This window comes from Rhodanobacter sp. Soil_C_14, from assembly GCF_057657335.1.
The window spans coordinates 382,798-408,461 of the sequence record NZ_JBDGIQ010000004.1; the positions used below are offsets into that span (position 1 = coordinate 382,798).

Consider the following 25,664-nt stretch of genomic DNA (forward strand, 5'->3'; position numbering starts at 1 on the left):
CTCTTGCCATGGAGTAGCGTCATGCGACCGACCGTGCTTGCAACCCTGTTTTGCCTCGCAATTCCCGTTGCCGTTTCGGCCCACGCGCCGAACCCGAACGCGGCCTCGCAAAAGGCCGAGAAGACCGGTATCGACAAGGCCGCTGTGGAGAAGGCTGCTGTGAAGAAGGCTTTGAACGACCCCGCCCGCGCCGCCGACAAGGGCGACGACAACCGCCGCAAGATCGAACAGGTGATGCTGTTCGCCCAGGTCAAGCCGGGCCAGAGCGTGCTGGAACTGGTCCCCGGCAGCGGCTACTGGACCCGCGTGTTCAGCGCCGTGGTCGGGCCGCAGGGTCACGTCTACACGGTGTGGCCGAACGAGATGGGCAAGTTCGACACCGAAAGCCTGGCCAACTGGCAGAAGCTGACGGCCACGCCGCACTACGCCAACGTGGGCATCCTGCAGCAGCCGGCGGCGAAGTTGCAGGCGCCGGCGCCGGTGGACCTGGTGTTCACCGCGCAGAACTACCACGACTTCCATGATCCGTTCATGGGACCGATGGACATCGCGGCCTTCAATCGTCAGGTGTTCGATGCGCTCAAGCCCGGCGGCCTGTTCGTGATCATCGACCACGTCGCTCCGGCCGGTTCGGGACTCGCCGATACGAACACCTTGCACCGGATCGACCCGGCCTCGGTGAAGCAGGAAGTGGAGGCCGCCGGCTTCGTCTTCGACGGCGAAAGCAAGGCGCTGCACAACCCCGCCGATCCGCACGACATCAAGGTGTTCGACAAGGCGATACGCGGCCACACCGACCAGTTCATCTTCCGCTTCCGCAAACCCGCGAAGTGATTGGCGCAACGCGACCTGCTTGAGTTGCGGCGGTGTCTGGCGGCACCATCAGGGCGACACGCCTATTCGCCGATGCCCGCAGGAGCGCCGTGAATTCCGATGAACCTGTCGCACCGGTGGCCGATCCGCACGATCCGCCACCGGTGCGTCCGCCCGAGCCCGATGCCGCCGATTGCTGCGGCGAGGGTTGCGTGCGCTGCGTGTACGACGTGTACGACGAGGCGCTGGAGCGTTACGAGCGCGCGCTGGCCGCATGGCATGCGCGCCATCCGGGACAAGCAAGGGGAATCGAACCATGTGGATCGCCATGACGCGTGAGGTCAGCCCGGCACTCGGCGATTGCGAGCTGTCGTTCGTCGAACGCGCCGCGATCGATGTGGCGCAGGCCAGCCCGCAGCATCACGCCTACCAGCACGCGCTGGAAACGCTGGGTTGCCGGGTGATCGCGCTGCCGGCCGAAGCCGATTTGCCCGACTCGGTGTTCGTCGAGGACACCGCGATCGTGCTGGACGAGGTGGCCGTGTTGACCCGTCCCGGCGCCGCGTCCAGACGCGGCGAGGTGGCCAGCATCGCCGCGGCGCTGGGCGAGTGGCGACCGCTGCTGGCGATCGAGGCGCCGGGCACCATCGACGGCGGCGACGTGCTGCGACTGGGCCGCACGCTGCATGTCGGCGAGTCGGCACGCAGCAATGCCGCAGGCATCGGGCAGTTGCGCGAACTGCTGGCCGGACATGGCTACGCCGTCGAAGGCGTGCCCACGCACGGCTGCCTGCATCTGAAATCGGCGGTGACCCAGCTCGACGACCACACCGTGCTGTTGCAGCCGGCCTGGGTGGACCGCGCACGCTTCGCCGATTTCCGGGTGATCGAAGTCGATCCGGCCGAGCCGCATGCGGCGAACGTGGTGCGCATCGGCGATGCCTTGCTGATGCCGGCCAGCTTTCCGCGCACGCGGCAACGCCTGCTCGACGCAGGTTTCGCGGTGACTGTCGTCGACGTCTCCGAATTGCAGAAGGCCGAAGGCGCGGTGACCTGCTGCAGCCTGATCTTTCGCGCCACGGACTGAACCGTGCTCATCCGTTACCGCCTGGCTCGCCCGCAGGACGCCCGCGCGATCGGCGTGCTGGCGCGGCGGGTGACCCGGCGCTGGATCCTGCCGGAGCAACCGGCCAGCGCGGCAGCGTCGCTGCTCTACGGCATGGGCGCCCGGGTGATCCGGCGCAAGATCCTGGCCGGCCAACGCTTCCAGCTGGCCTGGCAGGATGGCGAGCGCCTGGTGGGCGTGGCGGCGATGCGCGACGAATCGCACCTGTTCCAGTTCTTCGTCAGCACGCGTCTGCACGGCCACGGCATCGCCCGCCGGTTGTGGCAACGCGCGATGGACGATGCGTTCCGCCGTGCCGGCACGCGCCATTTCACGCTGAATTCCTCGGCGATGGCGGTGCCGATCTACCGGCATCTGGGTTTCGTCAGCAGCGGGCCGCTGAAGATCAGCGACAACGGCCTGGTGACCCAGCCGATGCATCTGGATCGGCCGTGAAGTGGGCCTCCTGACCCGCGCCGGTCCGCGAGTTCTTGCGCCGGCTGTCGCCGCAACTACGAATTTTGGTCATACCGCGGCAAGCGCCGGTCGCATATAAAACGCGCCGGGGGAATCCTTGCCAACGCGTAGGGATTTATCAATGTCGTGGAACAACAAGATCGTCCGCAGCCTGGTGCTCGCGGGATGCGTGGCCTGTTGGCCGACGCTGGCCGCTCCGCTGCTGCCGGATCACCAGGAATTCGACGCCGCACTGCAGGTGCCGTTTCAGGCGACGGCAGGGCGGGACATCGTTATGCACTTCGAATACCCCGGGGCCAACCCGGGCACGCCGGTGGCGTGGCAGGTCGCGCTGCTCGATCGCGATGGCCAGTCGCTGCGCGAATGGAATGGCGGCTCCGTGCTGCACACGCGCCAGGCGCAGGCCAGCATTCACTGGGACGGCCTCGGTGCGCGCCACCAGCCGCTGCCCGCCGGCTACTACAGCCTGCGTCTGCGCGCGATCGCGCTGGACGATGACAACGCGCGCCGCATCGGCAGCGGCCTGGCCAGTCGTGCGCTGGCGCTGGCCGAACGCCTCGCGCCCGAGGCGATCACCGAGCAACGCCAGGAAATCCAGATCAGCCATGTGCCGGCGGCGGTCATGCCGCACTTCACCGCGCTGGCGCAGCATGCTGCCCCGCAGACCTTCGCGGCCAGCACTGGCGGGCTGCCCTACACGGTCTGGTACGGCGATTTGCACAGCCAGACCAACCACAGCGACGGCGGCGGCGACCTCGCCACCTGCCACGGCGAGCAGAATCCGCAGAGCAGTGCCTACGGCCCGACCGATGCCTACCAGTACGCGATGGGTCGCGGCCTGGACATGCTGATGACGTCCGAGCACAACCACATGTACGACGGCTCCACCGGCACCAACACGTCGGCCAGCCCGGCCGCCGCGCACAACCTGTTCGCCTCGGGCCTGCAGGCCGCCGCCGCGTTCCGTGCCGCGCACCCGAACTTCCTGGCGATCTACGGCCAGGAATGGGGTGTGATCAGCAACGGCGGCCACATGAACATCTTCAACGCCGACGGCCTGATCGAGTGGGAGAAGAACAGCGCCGGCCAGCTGATCGGCGACTACGAGATCGCCAAGGGCGACTACGGCTCGCTGTACACGCTGATGCGCAGCAAGGGCTGGATCGGCCAGTTCAACCATCCCGCGCAGAGCGGCCAGTTCGTGGTCGGCGGTACCAATTTTGGCTACACCGCCGATGGCGACCAGGTGATGGTGCTGGCCGAAGTGCTGAACAGCTCGGCGTTCTCGGTGAACACCACCGAATCGGAAACCGTGCGGCCCAACTACGAGATCGCCTTCAACACGATTCTCGAACGCGGCTACCACGTGGCGCCGAGTTCGGACCAGGACAACCACTGCGCCAACTGGGGCGCCAGCTTCAGCAACCGCACCGGCGTGCTGATCCCGACCGGCACCGCGCTGAGCCTGGACAGCTTCCTCGACGCACTGCGCGCCCGGCGCGTGTTCGCCACCGAGGACAAGACCGCGCAGATCGTGTTGACCGCCAACGGCCACGTGATGGGCGAGCGCTTCGCCAACAGCGGTCCGCTGACGCTCGACGTGAACTACGCCAGCACTTCCGGCCAGACGGCGCAGCACGTGGAACTGTTCGAGGGCGTGCCCGGCAGCAATGGCAGCGTCACCAGCCTGTCCGAGACGGCCACGACCACGGTCACGCCGGCGGCGGGCGAGCATTTCTATTACGCCAAGATCACCCAGGCCAACGGCCTGCGCCTGTGGTCGGCGCCGGTATGGGTGACCGAGGGTTCCGGTGGTGGCGGCGACACCACGGCGCCGACCGCGACCGCCAGCGAGAATGGCAGCAGCGGCAGCATCAGCTTCAATGCCAGCGCCAGCGACAACGTCGGCGTGACGCGGGTGGAGTTCTACGTGGACGGCGCGCTCAAGGCCACCGATGACAGCTCGCCGTACAGCGCGACGCTGGACTCGACCACGCTGGGCGACGGCACGCACGTGCTGATCGCCAGGGCGTATGACGCGGCCGGCAACGTCGGCAGCAGCAGTCCGGTCAGTTTCAGCGTGTCCAACGGCAGCAGTGGCGACAGCACCGCCCCCACGGTGAGCGCCTCCGAAAGCGGCAGCAGTGGCAGCATCACGTTCAATGCCACCGCCAGCGACAACGTCGGCGTGGCACGGGTGGAGTTCTACGTGGATGGCACGCTCAAGGCCACCGACGTCAGCTCGCCGTACAGCGCGACGCTGGACTCGACCACGCTGGGCGACGGCACGCATGCGCTGATCGCCAGGGCGTACGACGCCGCCGGCAACGTCGGCAGCAGTACGGCCGTGGCCTTCAGCGTGTCCAATTCCACCAGCTCCCCGGCGCAACTGATCGCCAACGGCGGCTTTGAAAGCGGCACGACGGGATGGACGCAAACCAGCGGAGTGATCACCAGTGACAGCAGCGAGCCCGCGCATGCCGGCAGCTGGAAGGCGTGGCTGGACGGCTACGGCAGCAGCCACACCGACTACGTGCGCCAGCAGTTCAGCATTCCCGTCACCGTTGCCCATGCCACGCTGAAGTTCTTCCTGCATGTGGACACCGCCGAGTCGGGCAGCACCGCGTACGACACGCTGCAGGTGCAGCTGATCACCTCGACCGGCAAGTACATCAACCTGGCCAGCTTCTCCAACACCAACGCCGCCAGCGGCTACCAGCAACACACGATCAGCCTGGATGCGTACAAGGGGCAGACCGTGCAGATCAATTTCTACGGCAAGGAAGACGCCAGCCTGGCGACCTCGTTCGTGATCGACGACGTGGGCGTCGAGGCGCAGTGAGTGCGCACATGGCGGGAAGCACAAGCTTCCCGCCATGCTCGCGGCTGCAGCTACACTGCATCGGGTCGACGCCGTGCAGGGAACGAGGGATGAGTGACATCGACGCGACCGGGACCACCGGCAAGCTGATCCGCTACGCGCACCTGCGCTGGCTGGTGCGCATCCTGCGGCACCCTTCGGCGGTGCTGTTGCTGGTGCAGCTGATCGGGCTGCTGCTGTACCCGTTCATCGAACACACCCGTCCGGCCCGCGCACTGTTCGGCGCGTTCGGCGTGCTGGTGCTGTGCCTGGCGATCGCGATGGTGCAGCGTACGCCGGGGCGGGCATGGGTCAGTGCCGCCATCGCGGTGCCGGCGGTGCTGTTCAACGTGCTCGACCTGACACTCGGCCTGCCGGGGCTGAAACCCTGGTGGGCGGCGCTGGAGTCGCTGTTCTATTTCTACGCGGCGATCTGCCTGATCCGCTACATGCTGGCGGACCGGCGCGCCACCAGCGACGAGCTGTTCGCGGCCGGCGCCACGTTCACCCTGCTGGTCTGGGCGTTCACCTATCTGTTCGTGCTGTGCCAGACCCTGCAGCCGGGCTGTTTCGCGGCGGCGGTGAATCCGGATGCGCCGCGCAGCTGGACCGAGCTGCTGTTCCTGAGCTTTGCCCTGATGTCCAGCACCGGCATCGGCGACGTCATTCCGGTCACCGTGCACGCCCGTGCGGTGGCCGGCCTGGAGATGTTCGTGGGGGTGATGTACATGGCGCTGGTGGTGTCGCGACTGATCGGACTGACCCTGTTGCGCAAGGGCGAGTAGCGACAGCGACAGATGCGCCGGGCGAGGTGTCCCGGCGCAACCGCAGTGACTCGCGGTCCGCCGGGGCAGCGGGCGCTTACTTGCTGTTCTTCTTCTTTTCCTGCTTGGCCGCCTTTTTTTCCTTCATGGTCTTGGCCGGTTTCTTCTTCTCGTCCTTCTTTGAATCCATGCCCTTGCTCATGTTGCTCTCCGCGATGTGGATGGTTGGCAGTGACGCATGGGCAAGTCTAAGCCGTTCTGCCGGTTCCGGGCAGGGTGCTCAGATGCGATCGTCGGGGGCCAGGTAGCGCCATTGCCCCGGCGGCAGTTTCGACAGCGGAATGCGCCCCACCCGCAGGCACTTCATCGCCAGCACCTTGAGGCCAACCGCGTGGCACATCGGCTCGATCCGGCTCGCCGACATCTGCTTGAAGGCGAAGCGCAGGCGCTGCTCGCTCTGCCAGCTGACCTTGATCGGCGGCATCGCGTAGTTGTTGAAGCTGAGGCCGTGGTTGAGCAGGGCCAGGCCGTTCTCCTTCAGCGTGCCGCTGACCTCGACCACGAATTCCTGCTCGATCCGGTCGATGTCCTCGGTGAGCTTGCGGCTGACCCGCCAGTCCTGGGTGAACACCAGCAGGCCGCTGGCAGCGGTGGGCAAGGCCAGCGGCGCGCCGAGGCCGTGCATGTGCCGCTGCAACGGCCGCACGCCGGAAGCGTCGTCGGCCCATCGGGTGGCCGGCGTGACCAGCGCGCGGGCCGGGTTCGGGCCGTCGCCCGCGTCGTAGCCGGCCGGCTTGTGCAGCACCAGGGTGACTGCCTCCAGCGGCGCCAGTTTGGCAGCCGGGTCGATCTCGACGCTCTGCGTGTCGACCATGAACTGCGGTTCTTCCACCACGATGCCGTCGACCCGCACCCAGCCGCCCTCGATGTACTGCTCGGCCTCGCGGCGCGAACATTGCGCCAGCGCGACGACGCGCTTGGCCAGGCGGAGGGATTCGGTCATCGGGCATGCCAGCGGGTGAGGGTGGGCCATTGTAGGCCGGCTTCGGCGCGGGAAATCGGCGGCTGGCAATCGGCGCCGGATGTCCCCACATCGAAGTCATCCGTTTTGGCATGAGTCACGACATGATCCCGTTTTCCATTCTCGACCTGGCCCCGGTGACCGAAGGCAGCGACGCCAGCCAGGCGTTCCGCAACACGCTGGACCTGGCCCGCCTGGGCGAACAGCTGGGCTATCGCCGCTACTGGCTGGCCGAGCACCACAACATGCCCGGCATCGCCAGCGCCGCGACGGCGGTGCTGATCGGCCACGTGGCGGCGGGCACCTCGACCATCCGCGTCGGCGCCGGCGGCATCATGCTGCCCAACCATTCGCCGCTGCAGGTGGCCGAGGCGTTCGGCACGCTGGCTTCGCTGCACCCGGGCCGGATCGACCTGGGGCTGGGCCGTGCGCCGGGCACGGACCAGGCCACCGCGCGTGCCTTGCGCCGCTACTTCGATGGCGCGGACAGCTTTCCGCAGGATGTGCTGGAACTGCTCGCCTATTTCGAGCCCGCCGTGGCCGGACAGCAGGTGCGCGCCGTCCCCGGCGCCGGCGTCGAGGTGCCGGTGTGGCTGCTCGGCTCCAGCCTGTTCAGCGCGAAGCTGTCGGCGCAGCTCGGCCTGCCGTTCGCATTTGCCTCGCACTTCGCGCCGGACGCGATGGACGAGGCGCTGACGCTGTACCGGCGCGATTTCCAGCCCTCCGCCCGCCTGCAGCAGCCGTACGCGATGCTGGGCCTCAACGTGGTCGCCGCCGACAGCGATGCCGAGGCGCGCCGGCTGTTCACCACCCAGCAGCAGAACTTCATCAACCTGCGTCGTGGCCGGCCGGGGCTGATCCCGCCGCCGATCGACGACATCGAGGCCTACTGGACGCCGCCGGAAAAGCTGATGGTGGAGCGCGCGCTGGCCTGTGCCGTGGTCGGCGACGCGGCCACGGTGGAACAGGGCATCGCCGCCTTCATCGGGCGGCACCGGCCGGACGAACTGCTGCTCACCGCCAACGTGTTCGAGCACGGGGCGCGGCGGCGTTCGTTCGAGCTGGCGGCCGCGGCGCGCGATCGGCTGCAGGCAGCATGAGTCCCGGGGCGCCAATCGGCCATAATGGGCGTTGTTCTCCCATCGCGAAGCTCTTCCACGCATGAAAACCCCCAAGGGCCTGCAGGACCTGATCGACGAAGGCGTGATCGATCAGGTGCTGCGACCGCTGAAGAGCGGCAAGGAAGCCTCCGTCTACGTCGTCCGCTCGGGCGAGGACATCCGTTGCGCCAAGGTCTACAAGGACATGGCGCAGCGCAGTTTCCAGGCGCGCGTGCAATACCAGGAAGGCCGCAAGGTGCGCGGCAGCCGGCAGATGCGCGCGATGGGCAAGGCCACCAAATTCGGCCGCAAGGAGGCCGAGGCCGCCTGGAAGAATGCCGAGGTCGACGCGCTCTACCAGCTCACCGCCGCCGGCGTGCGCGTGCCCAAACCCTACGGCTATTTCAGCGGTGTGCTGGTGATGGAGCTGGTCACCGACGCGGAGGGCTACTCGGCGCCGCGGCTGGGCGAGGTGGAACTGTCGGCCGACACCGCCCGCGAGTACCACCGCTTCCTGATGCAGCAGGTGGCGCGGATGCTGTGCGTGGGCCTGATCCACGGCGACCTTTCCGAATACAACGTGCTGGTGGGACCGGACGGCCCGGTGATCATCGACCTGCCGCAGGCGGTCAGCGCCTCGGGCAACAACAACGCCCGCACCATGCTGCGGCGTGACGTGGGCAACATCAGCATCAGCCTGTCGCGCTTCGCGCCGGAGCTGCTGGACACCCACTATGGCGAGGAGATGTGGGCGCTGTACGAACTGGGTGAACTGCACCCGGACAGCGAACTCACCGGCCACTTCGAGTTCGACGAGACCATCGCCGACGTGGACAGCGTGATGCAGTCGATCATCGACGCGCGCGAGGAAGCGATCATCCGCCAGCAGGGGCGCGAGGCCGCGGCGCAGGAAGACTGAGCTTCGCGGCGTAGGGCGGGCACTGGCCCGCCGCTCTTCATTCCGCGCATGACGCAAGCAAAAAGCTGGCGGGCAGTGCCCGTCCTACGCCTGTGGGGCGCGTCAATGCGTGCTGACGTCGACCAGTTCCACGTCGAACACCAGCGAGGCGTTCGGCGGGATGTCGCCACCGGCGCCGCGCGCGCCGTAGCCGAGCTCGGCGGGAATCAGCAGGGTGCGCTTGCCGCCCACCTTCATGCCGGCCACGCCCTGGTCCCAGCCGTCGATCACGCGGCCGGCGCCCAGCGGGAAGTTGAACGGCGCGCCGTGGTCGTACGAGCTGTCGAACTTGGCGCCGTGCTTGTCCTTGGCGCTGTCGTCGTAGAGCCAGCCGGTGTACTGCACTAGCACGTCCATGCCGGGCTTGGCCTCGGCACCGGTGCCGACCCGGGTGTCGATGATGGTGAGCTTGTCGACCTTGCCGCTGGCGTGCGCCGGAGGCGGCGTGCTGCAGGCGGCGAGGGCGAACACGGTGAGCAGGGGCAGCAACCAGCGCATGGGTGACTCCGGGAAGGTGGATGGAAAGGGACAGGGTATTACGTGTTCGCAAGCTTTGTGGCGGCGTGGACCCCACCCCAGCCCTCCCCTGCCGAGCAGGGGAGGGAATTCCGGCGTTTTTCGGCTTTGTGGCAGACGCTCAGCTCACCAGTTCGGCGGCGACCATGCGCTTGAACGGCTCGACGGCCACGGCATCGGCATCGTTCATCAACTGCAACTGGCCGTCCTGGATCAGCGCCTGCAGGCGCATGCCACGCTGCAGCAGTGCCACCAGCTCGGCCACCGTGGCGACGGGAATGTCCAGCACGGTGAGGTTCTTGTTGCGGGCCAGCGCACTGGCGTTCTTGTTCCACCAGATTTCCGCCGCGTTGCCGCCGTAGTTGATCACCACCACCTGGCGCGAACGGCCGCAGGCCTTGCGGATGCGCGTCTCGTCGGGCTGGCCGACCTCGATCCACAGCTCGATCTCGTCGGTATACGCCTTGCGCCACAGCGCCGGTTCGTCCTCGTCGCTGATGCCCTTGCCGAACTCCAGGCGATCCTCGGCATACAGCGCGAACGCGAGCAGGCGCACCATCAGGCGCTCTTCGGTTTCCGACGGATGCCGCGCCAGGGTCAGCGCATGGGTGGCGTAGTAATGCCGGTCCATGTCGCTGACCTGCAGTTCGACTTTGTAGATGGTGGAGTTCAGTGCCATGGGCGTACCTGGAGACAACAAGCCGACCATTGTACGCGCCGGGCAGCACCTACACTGTGCGGGCATGAAGTCGCCCACGCCCAGCTTCACCCGTGACGCCCGCGCCAGCACGGTGCACCTGCCGCCGGGCCACTGGGCGACCGTGCTCGACGCGCTGTGTACGCACTTCGCCGCGATCAGCCGCGCGCAATGGCTGGACCGCATCGAACGCGGACGCGTGCTGGATGGGCAGGGCGGCGCGATCACGCCGCAGACCCCGTACCGGGCGGGGCTGCGCATCCACTACTACCGCGAGGTGGCGGATGAGCCGGTGATCCCGTTCGGCGAAACCGTGCTGCATGTGGACGAGCACCTGGTGGTGGCCGACAAGCCGCACTTCCTGCCGGTGACGCCGGCCGGTGGCTTCGTCGAACAGACCCTGCTGCGCCGGCTGGTCCAGCGACTGGACAACCCCGCGCTGGTGCCGCTGCACCGGATCGACCGGCTCACCGCGGGCCTGGTGCTGTTCTCGGCCAACCCGGCCAGCCGCGCCGCGTATCAGGCGCTGTTCCGCGAGCGGCGCATCGACAAGCGTTACGAGGCAATGGCGCCGGCCTTGCCCGGGCTGGTGTTTCCGCACCTGCGGCGCTCGCGCATCGTTGCCGGCGAGCCGTTCTTCCGGATGCGCGAGGCGGCAGGCGAGGCGAACAGCGAGACGCGCATCGAGGTGATCGAACAGGGCGCCGGTGACTGGCGTTATGCGCTGTTCCCGCGGACCGGAAGGAAGCACCAGTTGCGCCTGCACATGGCCGCGCTGGGGGCACCGATCAGCGGCGATCCCCTGTATCCGGCGCTGGCCGAGCCGGCCGCCGACGATCACCTTCGGCCGCTGAAATTGCTGGCGAAGGAGCTGGCGTTCGTCGATCCGTTGTCCGGACAACCGCGGCACTTCGCGAGCGTCCTGACGCTGTAGGTGGGCGGCACCTGCGGGCACGCCGTTTCGCGCCATCGGTAACCACCCGCGGCCATTCCACGCTATCTTCCACCGCAGCATCCATCCGGGGGAGAGTCATCTGTGAGTGCAAAACCAGCTTCCATCAGCGCGCCACGCACCGAGTTGACCGTACGTGGGTTGATCATCGGTATCGTGATCACCCTGGTGTTCACCGCGGCCAATGTGTTCTTCGGGCTCAAGGCCGGCCTGACCTTCGCCACCTCGATTCCGGCGGCGGTGATCTCGATGGCGATCCTGCGCAACTTCAGGAACTCGACCATCCAGGAAAACAACATCGTGCAGACGATCGCCTCGTCGGCGGGCACCTTGTCGGCGATCATCTTCGTGCTGCCCGGTCTGGTCATGGTCGGCTGGTGGACCGGCTTCCCGTTCTGGATCACCTTCGGCATCTGCGCCACTGGCGGCATCCTGGGCGTGATGTACACGATCCCGCTGCGCCGCGCGCTGGTCACCGATTCCGACCTGCCGTATCCGGAAGGCGTGGCCTGCGCCGAAGTGCTGAAGGTGGGCGGCGGCGACGATTCTGAATCCACCACGGAAGAGAGCAGCCGCGCCGGCCTGCTCGCCGTGATGGGCGGCTCGGTGGTCTCGGCGCTGTTCGCCATCGTGGTGGCCACCCGCGTGTTCGGCAGCAACGTGGCGCAGTATTTCCGCCTCGACGATCGCGGTTCGGCGACCGGCTACGACTTCAATCTTTCCTTCGCGCTGCTGGCAGTCGGGCACCTGGTGGGGCTGTGGGTCGGCCTTGCCATGTTGTTCGGCGCGGTGATCGCGTGGGGCTGGGCGGTGCCGCATTACACCGGGCTGCTTGTTGGCGTCACCGGTGCCGCGGCGGACGTGGCGCAGGCGGCGTGGAGCAGCAAGGTGCGCTTCATCGGCGCCGGCACGATCGGCGTGGCGGCGATCTGGACGCTGGCCAAGCTGGTCAAGCCGGTGATCGGCGGACTTGCCGCGGCGATGGCCTCGTCGCGGGCGCGCAAGTCCGGCCAGGGCGCCAGCCTGCCCCGTACCGAGCTGGACATGCCGATCGGCATCGTCGGCCTGGTCAGCCTGCTGTGCCTGCTGCCTATCGCCTGGCTGCTGGGTGATTTCGCCGGCGATACCGGCCTGGGCGACCACCTGGGTCTGCTGCTGGCCGGCGGCCTGGTGTTCGTGGTGGTGATGGGTTTCCTGGTCTCGGCGGTGTGCGGCTACATGGCCGGCCTGATCGGATCGTCCAACAGCCCGCTTTCGGGCGTGGGCATCCTGGTGGTGATCGTGGCGGCGCTGTTGCTGGTCGCCGGCGTGCAGTCGCAACTGCCGGTCAGCGCGGGCAAGGGGCTGGTGGCGTTCGCGCTGTTCGCCACCTCGATCGTGTTCTCGGTGGCTACCATCGCCAACAACAACCTGCAGGACCTGAAGACCGGCCAGCTGGTCGACGCCACGCCGTGGAAGCAGCAGGTGGCGCTGGTCGCCGGCGTGCTGGTGGGCGCGGCGGTGATCCCGCCGGTGCTGGACCTGGTCAACCAGGCCTACGGTTTCGCCGGCATGCCGGGCGTCGACCCGGCGCGCGCGCTGGCTGCGCCCCAGGCCGGACTGATCTCCGCGCTGGCGCAGGGCGTGATACAGGGCAACATCGACTGGAGCCTGATCATCCTGGGCGGCGCGATCGGCGTGGTGCTGATCATCATCGACGCGGTGCTGGGACGCAGCAGCAAGTCCGCCTCGCTGCCGCCGCTGGCGGTGGGCCTGGGCATCTACCTGCCGACCTCGACCACGCTGATGGTGGTGGTCGGCGCGATCGTCGGCTGGTACTTCGACAAGCGCGCCGACCGCGCGCGCGACCCGGAAGCGACCAAGCAGCTGGGCGTGCTGCTGGCCTCGGGCATGATCGTGGGCGAGAGCATCATCGGCGTGCTGATCGCCGCGATCGTGGTGTTCTCCGGCAAGGAGGCGCCGCTGGCCCTGGTCGGCGGCGGCTTCGCCAATGCGGCGATCTGGATCGGCGGAATTGCCTTCATCGCGGTCAACGTGGCGCTGTATCGCTGGGTGGCCCGACTGGGCCGTACACCCGCGGCCGGTTGACGGGTTGACGGGCATTTGTCCGCGCCGTGGCGCATGATCGCGCTGCGGCGGGGCAGGTCGCCCGGCTGCCACGACAACGAGGTGACCGTCATGCTGGATTGGTTGCAATACCGCAAGGAACTGCTGGGCCGGATCGGCGAGATCGGCAAGCTGAGTCCGGATACCCTGAAGGGCTACCAGACCCTGTCCGCCGCCGGCGAAAAGACCGGTCACCTGGATGCGAAGACGCGCGAGCTGATCTCGCTGGCGGTGGCGGTGACCACCCGCTGCGACGGCTGCATCACGGTGCACGTGGGCGAGGCGCTGAAGCATGGCGCCAGTCGCGAGGAAATTGCCGAAGCACTCGGTGTCGCGGTGGCGATGAACGCCGGCGCGGCCCTGGTGTATTCCGCCCGCGCGATGGATGCGGTCAACGCGCACAGCGGCGGTTGAGTCGGCAATCGGCGCGGATACAAGGCGCCGCCACGTACAATGCCGCCATCGTTTTTGATGGTCGAGGGATGACGTGACGGTTGCCGGAGTTTCCGCTGCCGCGCCGGATGCGGCGCTGGCGGCCCTGTTCGTGCCGTTCGAGTCCGGTGAGTTGTCCTTGCCGGCAGACGGTCGCGTGCTGTTCCTGCGCGCCCGCGCGGGCGTGCGCCTGCGCGAAATGGCGCAGCCGGGTTGGCTGTGCGAGCAGGGCTTCCTGCCGTTTGCCGACGAACTGGCGCGCAACGGCCTGAGCGTGGGCGAGCCGGCGGCCGGGGAGAAATTTTCACTGGTGCTGCTGCTGCCGCCGCGCCAGCGCGACGAAGCCCGCGCGCTGTTCGCCCGCGGGTTGCAGCACGTGGCTGCCGGCGGCGTGCTGCTGGCGGCGATGCCGAATGCCGAGGGCGCGAAGTCGGGCGAGGCGGACCTGGCGAAACTGGCCGGCGCCGTGCAGCACCAGTCCAAGCACAAGTGCCGGGTGTTCTGGAGCACGCCGTCTGCCGACACCGTGGATCAGGCCTTGCTGGCCGAGTGGCTGGTGCTGGACGCGTCCCGCGAAATCATGGACGGCTACATCAGCCGCCCCGGCCTGTTCGCCTGGGATCGCATCGATCGCGCTTCGGCATTGCTGGCCGCGCATCTGCCGGCGGACCTGCGCGGCAGCGTGGCCGATCTCGGCGGCGGCTACGGTTATCTTTCCACGCAGGTCATCGCGCGCTGCCCGCGAGTGCAGGCGATCGACCTGTACGAGGCCGAGGCGCGCGCGCTGGAGCCGGCGCGACTCAACCTGACCCGGGCGAAACGCGAAGCCGGCAGGGAACTCGCGGTGGCGGTGTACTGGCATGACGTCACCCGCGGCCTGGCGCGGCGCTACGACGCCATCGTCAGCAACCCGCCGTTCCACCAAGGCCGCGCCGACCTGCCCGAGCTGGGCCGCGCGTTCATTGTCAGCGCGGCCGAGGCGCTGCAGCCGGACGGCCGCCTGTTGCTGGTGGCCAATCGCCATCTGCCCTACGAGGCCGTGCTGGCCTCGCGTTTTCATGACGTGCGCATGCTGGTCGTGCAGGAAGGATTCAAGGTGATCGAAGCGGTGGGAGTGCGGGGATGAAACTGGTCAAGCTGATCGCCAACCTGGGTTATGGCAGTCGCAAGGACGTCACGGCGCTGTTCCGTTCCGGCCGCATCACCGATGCCGAGGGCGAAGTGCTGTACGCCGACGACGTGGTGCCGTACGAGACCATCCGCGTCGACGACGAGCCGCTCGATCCGCCGCCCGGCCTGGTGCTGATGCTGAACAAGCCGCTGGGCGTCACCTGCTCGCGCAAGGACCCGGGACGGGTGGTCTACGACCTGCTGCCGCCGCGCTACAGCGTGCGCTCGCCGGCGCTGTCCAGCGTGGGCCGGCTCGATCGGGACACCTCCGGCCTGCTGCTGTTCACCGACGACGGTGCGCTGCTGCACCGGATCATTTCACCCAAGGCGCAGGTGACCAAGGTCTACGAGGCGACGCTGGCGCAGGATCTGCGCGGCGACGAAGGCGCGCTGTTTGCCAGCGGCAGCCTGATGCTGGAATCGGAGAAGGAGCCGCTGGCGCCGGCGAACCTTGAAGTGCTGGGCCCGCGCCATGCGCGGCTCAGCGTCACCGAGGGCCGCTATCACCAGGTGCGGCGAATGTTTGCCGCCACCGGCAACCATGTCGAGACCCTGCAGCGGATCTCGGTGGGCAGGCTCGCGTTGGGCGAGCTGCCGCTGGGCGAATGGCGTGCGCTGGATGCCGACGAGATCGCGCTGATCTTCGCGACCTAGCGCCTACAACATGTGCACCGCGGTGGGGATCGTGGCGCCGAACCACTTGTGCCGCTCGTCGCGGCAGCTGGGGCTGCCCATCGCGAACTTGCGGCAGATGCCCGGGCGTTCGTCATAGATGGTGCAGCCCGAAGTGTTCGGATCGACCGCCGCGCACCAGCCGTCCTCGCCCTTGGCCAGGGTTTCCATGCCGTGTTCGTCGCGATCGATCAGCCACGTGGGCACGTGGTCGTCGGGCATCAGCACCACGGTGAGGCGGCAGCACACGGCTTCGCAGGTATTGCAGTGGACGCCGGGGTCGATGCTTTCGGCGTAACGGTCGACGGGCTGTGCGCGAGAGGGATTCATGCGCCAGCTTGGCACTGCCGCGATGAACAGGATGTTGAGGCGACGATCAGTCCGCCTTGTCGTCCCACAACGCCTGCCAGCCATCCGCACCCAGCCGGCGCAGGGTTTCCTGGTTGCGGCGATAGATCGCGTCGGTGTCGCTCATCTGTTCCATCGCGCGTTCGACGCTCGCTTCGCGCAACAGGTGCAGGGTGGGGAAGGGTGAGCGGTTGCTGAAGTTCTCCACGTCGTCCGCCACGCTGTCAGCGAACTGGTACTGCGGATGGAAGCTGGCCACCTGCCATTCGCCTTCCAGTCCCAGCGTCTGCACGGCCGCGTCGGCCACGTCGAGGAAGTCGTTGTAGTCGAGGAAATCGCCCAGCACGAACGGATGGATCAGCAGGCCGGTCTCGCATTCCTCCGCCGTCAGCGCGTTGAGCGACTGCAGCTCGCCGCAAAGGTCGTCCAGCAGCGCGTCGGTATCGCGCGCCTGGCTCACCCGCATGCGCAGCTTGCCCTGCACGTGGGGCGCGCGGGCGAACGGACACAGGTTCAGCCCGATCACCGCCCGTTCCAGCCAGCGCGTGGTGGCCGCCAGGTAGGGCGCGTCCCCGGGCAGGGCGTCGGCGTTCAGCTCGTTGGCGGGGGACGGGATCATGCGATTTCCGGTTCGGGGACGAGCCTGACTATAGCCGTTGCGGGCGGGCCACCGGCACGGACTGGTTGCGGCGCGCAGATGACGTGCGATGATGTCCGACGCATTCCGGGCACGCGGCTTGCTTGGGTGAAGGTTTCCCTTCGCCGGCCACCGCTGAACGCGGCGTTGCCCGGTCGCATGGTGAGGATGGATTCGTGGATGGTTCGAGCGGCCGGATGACAGGTGCGACCCACCTGGCGCCCGGCGAAAAGCCGGAAGCTCCTCGCCCCGCCGTGGCGCGCGCCGCGGCGGCGACCGCGTGCGCGCCGACGGCCAGTCGTTTCCGCGGACCCCAGCGCCGCCCCGATCCCCGGGCCAGGCCTGCCACGCCCGCGCCGGCGCGGCATGCGCTGGTGCGTCGGCGCCGCGAATCGACGCCACGCGAGGTGCCAGGCCATCGTGGACGATGGACGGCAGCGTTCGCCGCCTGGCGTCACTTCGCGGCGCGCACGCCGGCCCTGGTCACCGCCTCCCTGCCATCGGCGCCGCGCTACCTTGCACCGGCGATCCTGGCCGCGGCGTGTCTTGCGACAGCGATCGGCTTTGGCGGCGGGCGCCATCCCGGGCATGCGACGGCTCCCGCGATGACGGCGCAACCGGCGCCCGGAGCGCCGGCCCTGGTCACGGCCGTGCCACCCAGGGAGGTGGCCGCTCCAGCGGCGGCTCCGGCGATTCCGCCGTATGCCGCGGAACAGCGGACGCCTCCCGCGCCGTCCGCCGACCGCCTGCTCAGCGAAGTCAGCACGATGGACCTGATGATGCCGATTGCCGAGCCCGACCTGGACATCCGTTCGCGCCACAGCCTGTGGGCCCAGGTGGGCAAGACCTACGGCATCGACCCGCTGTTGCTGTACAGCGTGGCGCTGGTGGAATCGAAGTCGCTGTATCCGGACGGCCGGGTGGCGCCGACGCCGTGGCTGTTCCGCGTCGACGACCATCTGGTGCGGGGCGATCGCCAGCACGTGCAACTGCAGATGGCCGCGGCCAGCCAGTTCGGTTCGGCGGTGCAGGACGTGGGCATCATGCAGGTCTATTACCCGATGCACCGCGACGCGGTGCGCGACCCGCTGACCCTGCTCGATCCGCGCACCAACATCACCGTCGGGGCAAAAATCCTCCGCGACGGCATGCGCCGCACCCGCGATCGCGTGATGGGCGTGGGCTATTACCACAGCCGCACGCCCAGCCTGGCCAGGGGTTACGGCACGGCCGTGCTGACCGTCTACGACCGGCTGAAGGCGCAGCATCGCAAGTCGGCCAGGCAGGGGCCGGTGGCGCGCTAGCTTCCTCCGGTCGCAGGCGAGCGCCTTGCATCGCGGGGCGGTCGCCCGGATATAGGCAGCACCTCCCGCGGTCACTATCAGCATGTTCCAGCTGCGCTTCGACAACGCCTTCGTCCGTGACCTGCCCGGTGATCCGCAGCAGGGCGCGGGCCCGCGCCAGGTCGAAGGCGCGCTGTATTCGCGGATCGATCCCACGCCCGTGGCTGCGCCGCGGCTGCTGGCGCATTCGGCGGAGATGGCTGCCACGCTGGGCTTCAGCGAAGCCGACGTGGCCTCGCCGGAGTTCGCGCAACTGTTCGGCGGCAACGCGCTGCTCGACGGCATGCAGCCGTATGCGGCGAACTACGGCGGCCACCAGTTCGGCCACTGGGCCGGGCAGCTCGGCGATGGCCGGGCGATCTCCCTGGGCGAAGTGATCAATGCTGCCGGCGAACGTTGGGAGTTGCAGTTGAAAGGCGCGGGCCTGACACCGTATTCGCGCGGCGCGGATGGCCGCGCGGTGCTGCGCTCGTCGGTACGCGAATTCCTGTGCAGCGAGGCGATGCACCACCTGGGCGTGCCCACCACGCGGGCGCTGAGTCTGGTCGGCACCGGTGAGCCGGTGCTGCGCGACATGTTCTACGACGGCAACGCGGCCACCGAGCCGGGCGCCATCGTCTGCCGCGCGGCGCCTTCGTTCCTCCGCTTCGGCAACTTCGAACTGCCGGCGTCGCGCGGCGACATCGGGTTGCTGCGGCAGTTGGTCGACTTCGCCATCCGGCGTGATTTCCCCGAACTGCAGGGGCAGGGCGAGGCGCTGTACGCGGAGTGGTTTGCCCAGGTCTGCGAGCGCACCGCCGCGATGATCGCGCACTGGATGCGGGTGGGCTTCGTGCACGGCGTGATGAACACCGACAACATGTCGATCCTGGGCCTCACCATCGACTACGGTCCCTACGGCTGGATCGACAACTACGATCCGGACTGGACGCCGAACACCACCGACGCGCAGCGTCGCCGCTACCGCTTCGGCCAGCAGCCGGACGTGGCCTGGTGGAACCTGAGCCGGCTGGCCGGCGCGCTGGCGCCGCTGTTTGCCGACGTGGCGCCGCTGCAGGCGGGACTGGATCGCTACGCGGCCGCCCATGGCGCTGCCGATCGGGCGAATATCGCCGCGAAACTCGGCTTCGCCGAATGCCGCGATGACGACGTGGCCCTGATGCAGTCGTTGCAGTCCCTGCTGCAGCAGGCCGAGATCGACATGACGCTGTGGTTTCGCGCACTGGCTGACCTTGACACGCGGGCGCCCACGCTGGCGCCATTCGCCGCGGCTTTCTACGACGAAGCGAAACGTCGCGAGGCCGAGCCGGCGCTCGACGACTGGCTGCGCCGCTACGCGGCGCGGCTGGCCGACGATCCGTTGCCGGCGGGACAGCGTCGCGAGCAGATGCGCCTGGCCAACCCCCGTTACGTGTTGCGCAATTACCTGGCGCAGCAGGCGATCGACCGGGCCGGGCAGGGCGACCTCGACGGCATCACCGAGCTGCTCGACGTGTTGCGCCACCCGTACGACGACCAGCCCGGCCGCGAGGCGTTCGCGCAAAAGCGCCCGGACTGGGCGCGGCACAAGGCCGGTTGCTCGATGCTGTCGTGCAGTTCCTGAGCCGGAAAGCACGAAGGCCGGCGATGCCGGCCTTCGTGCTGGGAAAATGGTGCCCTCGAGACGATTCGAACGTCCGACCTGCCCCTTAGGAGGGGGCCGCTCTATCCAACTGAGCTACGAGGGCAGCGCCGGGATTTTCGCATGGATCGCGCGGTTCTGCTGCTCCCCTGCCGCCAGAGGGAGGGAGCAAGGTGGTTGCCCCTGCTAGAATGGCGAATTACCGATTTCATCCACGGTGCCGGCAGGCGCCGCATGTCCAGGAGACATCCATGTCCCATGCAATCCTCAGCGCGCTCGGCCTCGACGGCGAGCAGTCCGGCAGCTACCTCGGCCAGGGCGAGTGGTCGAAGACCACCGACGCCGGCGCGTTGCAGCCGGTGAACCCGGCTACCGGCGAAGTGCTCGGCACCGTGCATGCGTCCAGCGCCGCCGATTATGAAGTGATCGTCCAGCGCGCCCAGGCCGCGTTCAAGGTGTGGCGCACCACGCCCGCGCCGCAGCGTGGCGAAGCGGTGCGCCTGTGCGGCGAAGCGCTGCGCAAGCACAAGGACGCGCTCGGTTCGCTGGTTGCGCTGGAGATGGGCAAGATCAAGCCCGAGGGCGACGGCGAAGTGCAGGAGATGATCGACATCGCCGACTTCGCGGTGGGCCAGAGCCGCATGATGTACGGCTCGACCATGCATTCGGAACGACCGGGTCATCGCATGTACGACCAGTACCATCCGCTGGGCCTGGTCGGCATCATCAGCGCGTTCAACTTCCCGGTCGCGGTGTGGGCGTGGAACGCCATGCTGGCCACCATTGCCGGCGACATCTGCATCTGGAAGCCGTCGCCGAAGACGCCGCTGTCGGCGATCGCCACGATGAAGATCTGCAACGAGGCGCTGAAGGACGCCGGCTTCCCCGACCTGTTCTTCCTGTTCAACGATGCCGGCAGCGACCTGGCGCAGGCCTTCGTCGACGACAAGCGCATCCCGCTGATCAGCTTCACCGGCTCGACCAAGGTCGGTCGCATGGTCGGCGAGCGCGTGGCGCAGCGCATGGGTCGCTCGCTGCTGGAACTGGGCGGCAACAACGCGATCATCCTCGATGAAACCGCCGACCTGAAGCTGGCGATCCCGGGCATCGTGTTCGGTGCCGTCGGCACCGCCGGCCAGCGCTGCACCACCACGCGCCGCCTGTTCGTGCACGAGTCGATCTTCGACGGCGTGCTCGACACCCTGGTCAAGGCCTATCAGCAGGTCGAGGGCAAGATCGGCGACCCGACCCTGGCCACCACGCTGATGGGTCCGCTGAACAGCCAGGAAGCGGTGCAGGGCTACCTGAAGGCCGTGGAGAACGCCAAGGCCGCCGGCGGCACCGTGCGCACCGGCGGCAAGGCGCTGACCGACCGCAAGGGCAACTTCGTGCTGCCGACCATCGTCACCGGCGTGAAGAATTCCGACGACGTGGTGCAGACCGAGACGTTCGCGCCGATCCTCTACGTGATGCCGTTCAAGACGCTGGACGAAGCGATCGACATGCAGAACGACGTGCCGCAGGGCCTGTCCTCGTCGATCTTCACCAACAACCTGCGCGCGGGCGAGCAGTTCCTGTCGGCGGCGGGTTCCGACTGCGGCATCGCCAACGTCAACATCGGCACCTCGGGTGCGGAGATCGGCGGCGCGTTCGGCGGCGAGAAGGAAACCGGTGGCGGCCGCGAATCCGGTTCGGATGCGTGGAAGGTCTACATGCGCCGCCAGACCAACACCATCAACTACTCCGACGCGCTGCCGCTGGCGCAGGGCATCAAGTTCACGGTGTGACGAAAGTCGGCCACGGGTGTTCGCCGTCCGTGGCCGTCCGATGCATGAAGGCGTTGTGCCACCTCCCTCACGAGTGAGCGAACGATGAGCTATCAACCGTCTTATCGACCGGGCAACACGACCAGTTCGCTGGCGGTGGTGAGCCTGGTGTTCGGCATCCTGACGTGGATCTTGCTGCCGTTCATCGGTGCGCTGGTGGCGATCGTCTGCGGTCACCTGGCACGCGGCGAGATCCGCCGCAGCCCGATCGACAACCGCATGGAAGGTGACGGCATGGCGGTGGCCGGGCTGGTGCTCGGCTACGTCCAGCTGGCCTTGTGCGTGCTGGGCATCTTCCTGCTGATGGCGGTGCTGATCTTCGGTTTCGCATTTGCCGGCTGGCACTGACGGCGCATGAACAAGGCGCTGCCGGCTCCGTTCGATTTCCGCGGCTATCGCGTCGTCGTGGCCGGTGGCAGCCGTGGCATCGGCCGCAGCATCGCGCTGGGTTTTGCCGCCGTTGGCGCCGGGGTCTCCATCTGCGCCCGTGGCGCAACAGCTCTCGAGGAAACTCGCCAGGCCATCGCGGCCCACGGCGTGGTCGCGCACGCGCAAGGCTGTGACCTGGCCGATGCGAAGGCGATCGAAGCTTATGTGGCGAATGCCGCCGGCGTGCTCGGCGGCATCGACGTGCTGGTCAACAACGCCAGCGGTTACGGCTTCGACGAAGGCGACGAGAGCTGGCTGGCCGGCTTCAACGTCGACCTGATGGCCGCGGTGCGCGCCTCGCGCGCGGCGCTGCCGCATCTCAAGGCGTCGGCCCACGGCTGCATCCTGCACACCAGTTCGATCGCCGCCTTCCGTCCGCGTGCGAACGGCGCGGCCTATGCCGCGGTGAAGGCGGCGCTGAGCCACTACACCACCTCGCAGGCGCTGGCGCTGGCCGGCGAGCGCATCCGCGTCAACGCGATCGCGCCCGGCTCGATCGCGTTTGCCGATGGCCTGTGGGAGCGGCGCCGGGTGGAGCAGCCGGAGTTGTACCGCGCCACGCTGGCGAAGATTCCGTTCGGCCGCTTCGGCACGCCGGAGGAAATCGCCCACGCCGCGCTGTTCCTCGCTTCGCCGTTCGCGGGCTGGATCACCGGCCAGACCCTGGTCGTCGACGGCGGGCAGATGCTCAGTGGCTGACTTCCAGTCCACCACGCGCTTCAGCGATCGCGTCGACGACTACGTGCGCTATCGCCCCGACTATCCCGTGGCGCTGCTCGACTGGCTGCAGCGCGAGCAGGGCGTGGATCGCCACTGGCGCGTGGCCGACGTGGGTGCGGGCACCGGCATCTCCTCGAAGATGTTCCTCGATGCGGGTTACCGTGTGACGGCGGTGGAGCCGAATGCGCCGATGCGCGCCGCCGCCGAACAATGGCTGCGCAGGTACGACCGCTTCGATGCCGTCGACGGCCGCGCCGACGCCACCAAGCTGGCCGATGCCAGCGTGGATCTGGTCACCGTGGCGCAGGCGTTCCACTGGTTCGACGAGACGGCGGCACGGCGCGAGTTCGCGCGCATCCTGCGTCCGCAAGGGCTGGTGGCGATCTGGTGGAATTCGCGCCGGCTCACCGGCACGCGCTTCTTCGAAGGCTACGAGGCCTTGCTGCTGCGCTTCGGCACCGACTACACCAGCGTGGCCGAGCGTTACGCCGACGATGCACACATGCGCGTCTGGTTCGGCGCCGGCTACCGCGGCAGCGCCAGTTTCGGGCATGGCCAGCGGCTGGACTTCGACGCGCTGCGCGGGCGCCTGATGTCATCCTCGTATGCGCCGCAGGCGGGGCATCCGCAGCATGAACCGATGCTGCAGGCGCTGCGCGAACTGTTCGACAACTGCGCCGAAGACGGCACGGTAAGCTTCGATTACGACACCCGCATCTTCGCGGGCCAACCGGTCTGATCCATGTACGACATCCTGCGCCCGCTGCTGTTCCAGCTCGACGCCGAGAAGGCACATCACCTCACCCTGTACGGGTTGGGCGTGGCCCAGCGCAGCGGCTTCGCCCGCTGGATCGCCAAGCCGCCGGCGGACCTGCCCACCACGGTGTTCGGCATTACCTTTCCGAACCCGGTCGGCCTGGCGGCCGGCCTGGACAAGAACGCCGAATACCTGGACGCGCTCGATGCGCTGGGCTTCGGCTTCATCGAAGTCGGCACGGTCACGCCGCTGCCGCAGCCGGGCAACGACAAGCCCCGCATGTTCCGCCTGCCAGGGCACGAGGCGATCATCAACCGGCTCGGTTTCAACAATGGCGGCGTCGATGCGCTGGTGCGCAACGTGCAGCAGTCCAGCTACCACGGCGTGCTCGGCATCAACATCGGCAAGAACAAGGACACGTCGAACGAGAAGGCGGTCAACGATTACCTGACCTGCCTGCACAAGGTCTACGAACACGCCAGCTACGTCACGGTGAACATCTCCTCGCCGAACACGGCCGGACTGCGCGACCTGCAGCAGGAAGCCACGCTGTACAAGTTCATTTCCGTGCTGCGGGCGGCGCAGGAGCGGCTGGGTTCGCAAGCCGGCAAGCGCAAGCCGATGCTGCTGAAGATCGCACCGGATCTTTCCGAAGCGGAGCTGGACGCCATCGCCGAGGTGCTGCTGCGCACCGGCATCGACGGGGTGATCTGCAGCAACACCACGATCGATCACGAGTCGGTGGCGGATGACCCGCGCGGCGGCGAGGCGGGCGGCCTGTCCGGCAAGCCGCTGTTCGCGCGTTCCACCGCGGTGCTGGCCGGCATGCACAAGCGCCTGCAGGGACGCATTGCGCTGATTGGCGTGGGCGGCATCCTCGAAGGCAGCGACGCGGCCGAGAAACTCGACGCCGGCGCCTCGCTGGTGCAGGTCTACTCGGGCCTGGTCTATCGCGGCCCGCACCTGGTCGGCGAATGCGTCAACGAAATCCGTCGCCAGCGCGAGGCCGCCCATGCCGTCTGAGCGCACCGACATGGGTGGTTACACGCTGATCGAAAACGCCTCGCTGGCGACCCGCAACACGCTGCGCGTCGATGCGCGCGCCACGTTGCTGGCGGAAATCCGCGACGCCAGCAAGCTGCCCGAACTGCTCGACTTTCCCGCCGTGCGCAACGGCCGCTTGCTGGTGCTGGGCGAGGGCAGCAACATGCTGTTCACCGGCGACTTCGACGGCACCGTGCTGGCGATGGAAACCCGCGGCGTGCAGGTGGAAAGCGACGGCGACAGCGCACGCATCGCGGTGGCCGCGGGCGAACGCTGGGACGACTTCGTGCGCTGGACGCTGGGCCAGGGCTACGCCGGCCTGGAAAACCTGATCCTGATCCCCGGCACCGTGGGCGCCGCGCCGATCCAGAACATCGGCGCCTACGGCTGCGAAGTGGCCGAATTCGTCGAAAGTGTGGAAGCGTGGGATACCCGCCAGCACCGCGTGGTGACGCTGGACCACGCCACCTGCGCATTCGCCTATCGCGACTCACTGTTCAAGCACGAGCCAGGTCGCTACATCGTCACCGCCGTGCGCTTCGTGCTGCCCCGCCACCGCGCACTGCGCACCGACTACGCCGGCATCGACGAGCAGCTGGCGCGGATGGGCATCGACAAGCCCGCACCTTTCCACGTCGCCGAAGCCGTCGTGCACCTGCGCACGAAAAAACTGCCCGATCCGGCCGTGATCGGCAACGCCGGCAGCTTCTTCAAGAACCCCATCGTCGACGCCGCGCTGGCCGATGCGCTGAAACGCGAGCATCCCGAACTGGCCGCCTGGCCGCAAGCGGATGGCCGCAGCAAGCTTTCCGCCGCGTGGCTGATCGAAGCCGCCGGCTTCAAGGGTTACCGCGAAGGCGATGCCGGCATCTCGAACCGGCACGCGCTGGTGCTGGTCAACCACGGCCACGCCACCGGCCCCCAACTGTGGGCACTGGCGCAGCAGGTGATGCACGGCGTGCACGCCAGGTTCGGCGTGCAGCTGGAACCTGAGCCGGTGGTGATCGGCGCGCGCTGAGCGGTTGTGTCGGCGCGCACCCTGTGCGCGATGCTTTTGCCTGTTCTTGTGCATCAGAGCGAGAAGCTTTCGTCTGCCTGCGGCAGCCGAGCCACCTTTCTCTGTGTGGCCAGAGAAACGTGGCCCAAAGAGAGGCCACCCCGCTTCCGCGCCTCGCAGGCATCCTGCCTGCGAGGTTCGCGTGCGGGTTACGGGGTTTGTCGACAGGGCATCCTGCCCTGACGCCAAACTGCCTGACATCCATGTCAGGCACCCTGCGGGCTGATCCTCCACCCGCC

26 protein-coding genes and 1 tRNA gene are annotated in these 25,664 nt (G+C 68.0%); 21 read left to right on the forward strand and 6 right to left on the reverse strand.

The window, feature by feature from the left end; genetic code table 11:
• Positions 1–21: 21 nt before the first annotated feature.
• The 6 genes from AC3A56_RS12410 (at position 22) to AC3A56_RS12435 (ending at position 6,040) form a co-directional block, all read left to right on the forward strand.
• Positions 22–834, forward strand: coding sequence for a class I SAM-dependent methyltransferase (locus tag AC3A56_RS12410; RefSeq protein ID WP_056766220.1), 813 nt, complete (start codon positions 22–24; stop codon positions 832–834).
• An 89-nt stretch (positions 835–923) separates the two neighbouring features.
• Positions 924–1,145: an oxidoreductase-like domain-containing protein gene (locus tag AC3A56_RS12415; protein ID WP_082542748.1), complete on the forward strand. Its 222-nt coding sequence runs from the start codon at positions 924–926 to the stop codon at positions 1,143–1,145.
• A complete protein-coding gene (locus AC3A56_RS12420; RefSeq protein WP_487770536.1) occupies positions 1,142–1,900 on the forward strand; it encodes a dimethylarginine dimethylaminohydrolase family protein in 759 nt (252 codons plus the stop codon). Before AC3A56_RS12415 ends, AC3A56_RS12420 begins: the two co-directional genes overlap by 4 nt.
• A gap of 3 nt (positions 1,901–1,903) precedes the next feature.
• Positions 1,904–2,374, forward strand: coding sequence for a GNAT family N-acetyltransferase (locus AC3A56_RS12425; protein WP_487770537.1), 471 nt, complete (start codon positions 1,904–1,906; stop codon positions 2,372–2,374).
• 142 nt (positions 2,375–2,516) lie between these two features.
• A complete protein-coding gene (locus tag AC3A56_RS12430; RefSeq protein ID WP_487770538.1) occupies positions 2,517–5,237 on the forward strand; it encodes an Ig-like domain-containing protein in 2,721 nt (906 codons plus the stop codon).
• An 89-nt stretch (positions 5,238–5,326) separates the two neighbouring features.
• Complete coding sequence (locus AC3A56_RS12435) at positions 5,327–6,040, forward strand: ion channel (RefSeq protein WP_487770539.1); 714 nt, start codon at positions 5,327–5,329, stop codon at positions 6,038–6,040.
• A 259-nt stretch (positions 6,041–6,299) separates the two neighbouring features.
• On the opposite strand, the gene AC3A56_RS12440 is transcribed toward AC3A56_RS12435, so the two are convergent.
• Entirely contained in the window at positions 6,300–7,022 is a 723-nt protein-coding gene (locus tag AC3A56_RS12440) for an rRNA pseudouridine synthase (RefSeq protein ID WP_487770540.1), read from the reverse strand.
• A 122-nt stretch (positions 7,023–7,144) separates the two neighbouring features.
• Between AC3A56_RS12440 and AC3A56_RS12445 the strand changes: the two genes are divergently transcribed.
• Positions 7,145–8,140 (forward strand): LLM class flavin-dependent oxidoreductase, encoded by a 996-nt coding sequence (locus AC3A56_RS12445; RefSeq protein ID WP_487770541.1) that lies wholly within the window; start codon positions 7,145–7,147, stop codon positions 8,138–8,140.
• Positions 8,141–8,201: 61 nt separating this feature from the next.
• Positions 8,202–9,059 carry a PA4780 family RIO1-like protein kinase gene (locus AC3A56_RS12450; RefSeq protein ID WP_056718193.1) on the forward strand — a complete coding sequence of 286 codons (858 nt, stop codon included), beginning with the start codon at positions 8,202–8,204 and terminating at the stop codon, positions 9,057–9,059.
• Positions 9,060–9,161: 102 nt separating this feature from the next.
• Here the strand turns inward: AC3A56_RS12450 and AC3A56_RS12455 are convergent, their stop codons facing one another.
• Entirely contained in the window at positions 9,162–9,596 is a 435-nt protein-coding gene (locus AC3A56_RS12455; RefSeq protein WP_056718192.1) for an FKBP-type peptidyl-prolyl cis-trans isomerase, read from the reverse strand.
• Positions 9,597–9,735: 139 nt separating this feature from the next.
• Complete coding sequence (locus AC3A56_RS12460) at positions 9,736–10,293, reverse strand: YaeQ family protein (RefSeq protein WP_056718191.1); 558 nt, start codon at positions 10,291–10,293, stop codon at positions 9,736–9,738.
• A 64-nt stretch (positions 10,294–10,357) separates the two neighbouring features.
• On the opposite strand from AC3A56_RS12460, the gene AC3A56_RS12465 reads away from it, so the two are divergent.
• From AC3A56_RS12465 to AC3A56_RS12485, 5 genes are all read left to right on the forward strand, one after another.
• The gene (locus AC3A56_RS12465; RefSeq protein ID WP_487770560.1) at positions 10,358–11,245 is read left to right on the forward strand and encodes a pseudouridine synthase; all 888 of its coding nucleotides are present in this window, start codon (positions 10,358–10,360) and stop codon (positions 11,243–11,245) included.
• A gap of 102 nt (positions 11,246–11,347) precedes the next feature.
• Positions 11,348–13,351, forward strand: coding sequence for an OPT family oligopeptide transporter (locus AC3A56_RS12470; RefSeq protein ID WP_487770542.1), 2,004 nt, complete (start codon positions 11,348–11,350; stop codon positions 13,349–13,351).
• 90 nt (positions 13,352–13,441) lie between these two features.
• Positions 13,442–13,783 (forward strand): carboxymuconolactone decarboxylase family protein, encoded by a 342-nt coding sequence (locus AC3A56_RS12475; RefSeq protein ID WP_487770543.1) that lies wholly within the window; start codon positions 13,442–13,444, stop codon positions 13,781–13,783.
• Positions 13,784–13,856: 73 nt separating this feature from the next.
• Entirely contained in the window at positions 13,857–14,927 is a 1,071-nt protein-coding gene (locus AC3A56_RS12480) for a class I SAM-dependent methyltransferase (protein WP_487770544.1), read from the forward strand.
• Positions 14,924–15,625 carry a pseudouridine synthase gene (locus AC3A56_RS12485; RefSeq protein ID WP_487770545.1) on the forward strand — a complete coding sequence of 234 codons (702 nt, stop codon included), beginning with the start codon at positions 14,924–14,926 and terminating at the stop codon, positions 15,623–15,625. The genes AC3A56_RS12480 and AC3A56_RS12485 overlap by 4 nt, the downstream gene beginning before the upstream one ends.
• A gap of 3 nt (positions 15,626–15,628) precedes the next feature.
• Here the strand turns inward: AC3A56_RS12485 and AC3A56_RS12490 are convergent, their stop codons facing one another.
• Entirely contained in the window at positions 15,629–15,973 is a 345-nt protein-coding gene (locus tag AC3A56_RS12490; RefSeq protein ID WP_056718186.1) for a YkgJ family cysteine cluster protein, read from the reverse strand.
• 46 nt (positions 15,974–16,019) lie between these two features.
• Positions 16,020–16,610 (reverse strand): DUF1415 domain-containing protein, encoded by a 591-nt coding sequence (locus AC3A56_RS12495; RefSeq protein WP_487770546.1) that lies wholly within the window; start codon positions 16,608–16,610, stop codon positions 16,020–16,022.
• A gap of 194 nt (positions 16,611–16,804) precedes the next feature.
• Between AC3A56_RS12495 and AC3A56_RS12500 the strand changes: the two genes are divergently transcribed.
• Both AC3A56_RS12500 and AC3A56_RS12505 read left to right on the forward strand, forming a co-directional pair.
• Complete coding sequence (locus tag AC3A56_RS12500; RefSeq protein WP_487770547.1) at positions 16,805–17,932, forward strand: lytic transglycosylase domain-containing protein; 1,128 nt, start codon at positions 16,805–16,807, stop codon at positions 17,930–17,932.
• A gap of 82 nt (positions 17,933–18,014) precedes the next feature.
• On the forward strand, positions 18,015–19,574 hold the full coding sequence (locus tag AC3A56_RS12505; protein WP_487770548.1) for a protein adenylyltransferase SelO: 1,560 nt from the start codon (positions 18,015–18,017) through the stop codon (positions 19,572–19,574).
• 47 nt (positions 19,575–19,621) lie between these two features.
• On the opposite strand, the gene AC3A56_RS12510 is transcribed toward AC3A56_RS12505, so the two are convergent.
• Positions 19,622–19,698: transfer RNA gene (locus tag AC3A56_RS12510), tRNA-Arg, on the reverse strand.
• 145 nt (positions 19,699–19,843) lie between these two features.
• Between AC3A56_RS12510 and amaB the strand changes: the two genes are divergently transcribed.
• The 6 genes from amaB to murB all read left to right on the forward strand — a co-directional run bounded on the left by amaB (position 19,844) and on the right by murB (position 25,386).
• Entirely contained in the window at positions 19,844–21,379 is a 1,536-nt protein-coding gene (gene amaB, locus AC3A56_RS12515; protein WP_487770549.1) for an L-piperidine-6-carboxylate dehydrogenase, read from the forward strand.
• A gap of 84 nt (positions 21,380–21,463) precedes the next feature.
• Positions 21,464–21,766, forward strand: a complete 303-nt coding sequence (locus AC3A56_RS12520; protein ID WP_056718182.1) for a DUF4190 domain-containing protein — start codon at positions 21,464–21,466, stop codon at positions 21,764–21,766.
• A 6-nt stretch (positions 21,767–21,772) separates the two neighbouring features.
• Complete coding sequence (locus AC3A56_RS12525) at positions 21,773–22,546, forward strand: SDR family NAD(P)-dependent oxidoreductase (protein WP_487770550.1); 774 nt, start codon at positions 21,773–21,775, stop codon at positions 22,544–22,546.
• Positions 22,539–23,306, forward strand: coding sequence for a class I SAM-dependent methyltransferase (locus AC3A56_RS12530; RefSeq protein ID WP_487770551.1), 768 nt, complete (start codon positions 22,539–22,541; stop codon positions 23,304–23,306). The genes AC3A56_RS12525 and AC3A56_RS12530 overlap by 8 nt, the downstream gene beginning before the upstream one ends.
• 3 nt (positions 23,307–23,309) lie before the next feature.
• Positions 23,310–24,347 (forward strand): quinone-dependent dihydroorotate dehydrogenase, encoded by a 1,038-nt coding sequence (locus tag AC3A56_RS12535; RefSeq protein ID WP_056766184.1) that lies wholly within the window; start codon positions 23,310–23,312, stop codon positions 24,345–24,347.
• Positions 24,348–24,357: 10 nt separating this feature from the next.
• Positions 24,358–25,386 carry a UDP-N-acetylmuramate dehydrogenase gene (gene murB / locus AC3A56_RS12540; protein ID WP_487770561.1) on the forward strand — a complete coding sequence of 343 codons (1,029 nt, stop codon included), beginning with the start codon at positions 24,358–24,360 and terminating at the stop codon, positions 25,384–25,386.
• Positions 25,387–25,664: the final 278 nt, after the last annotated feature.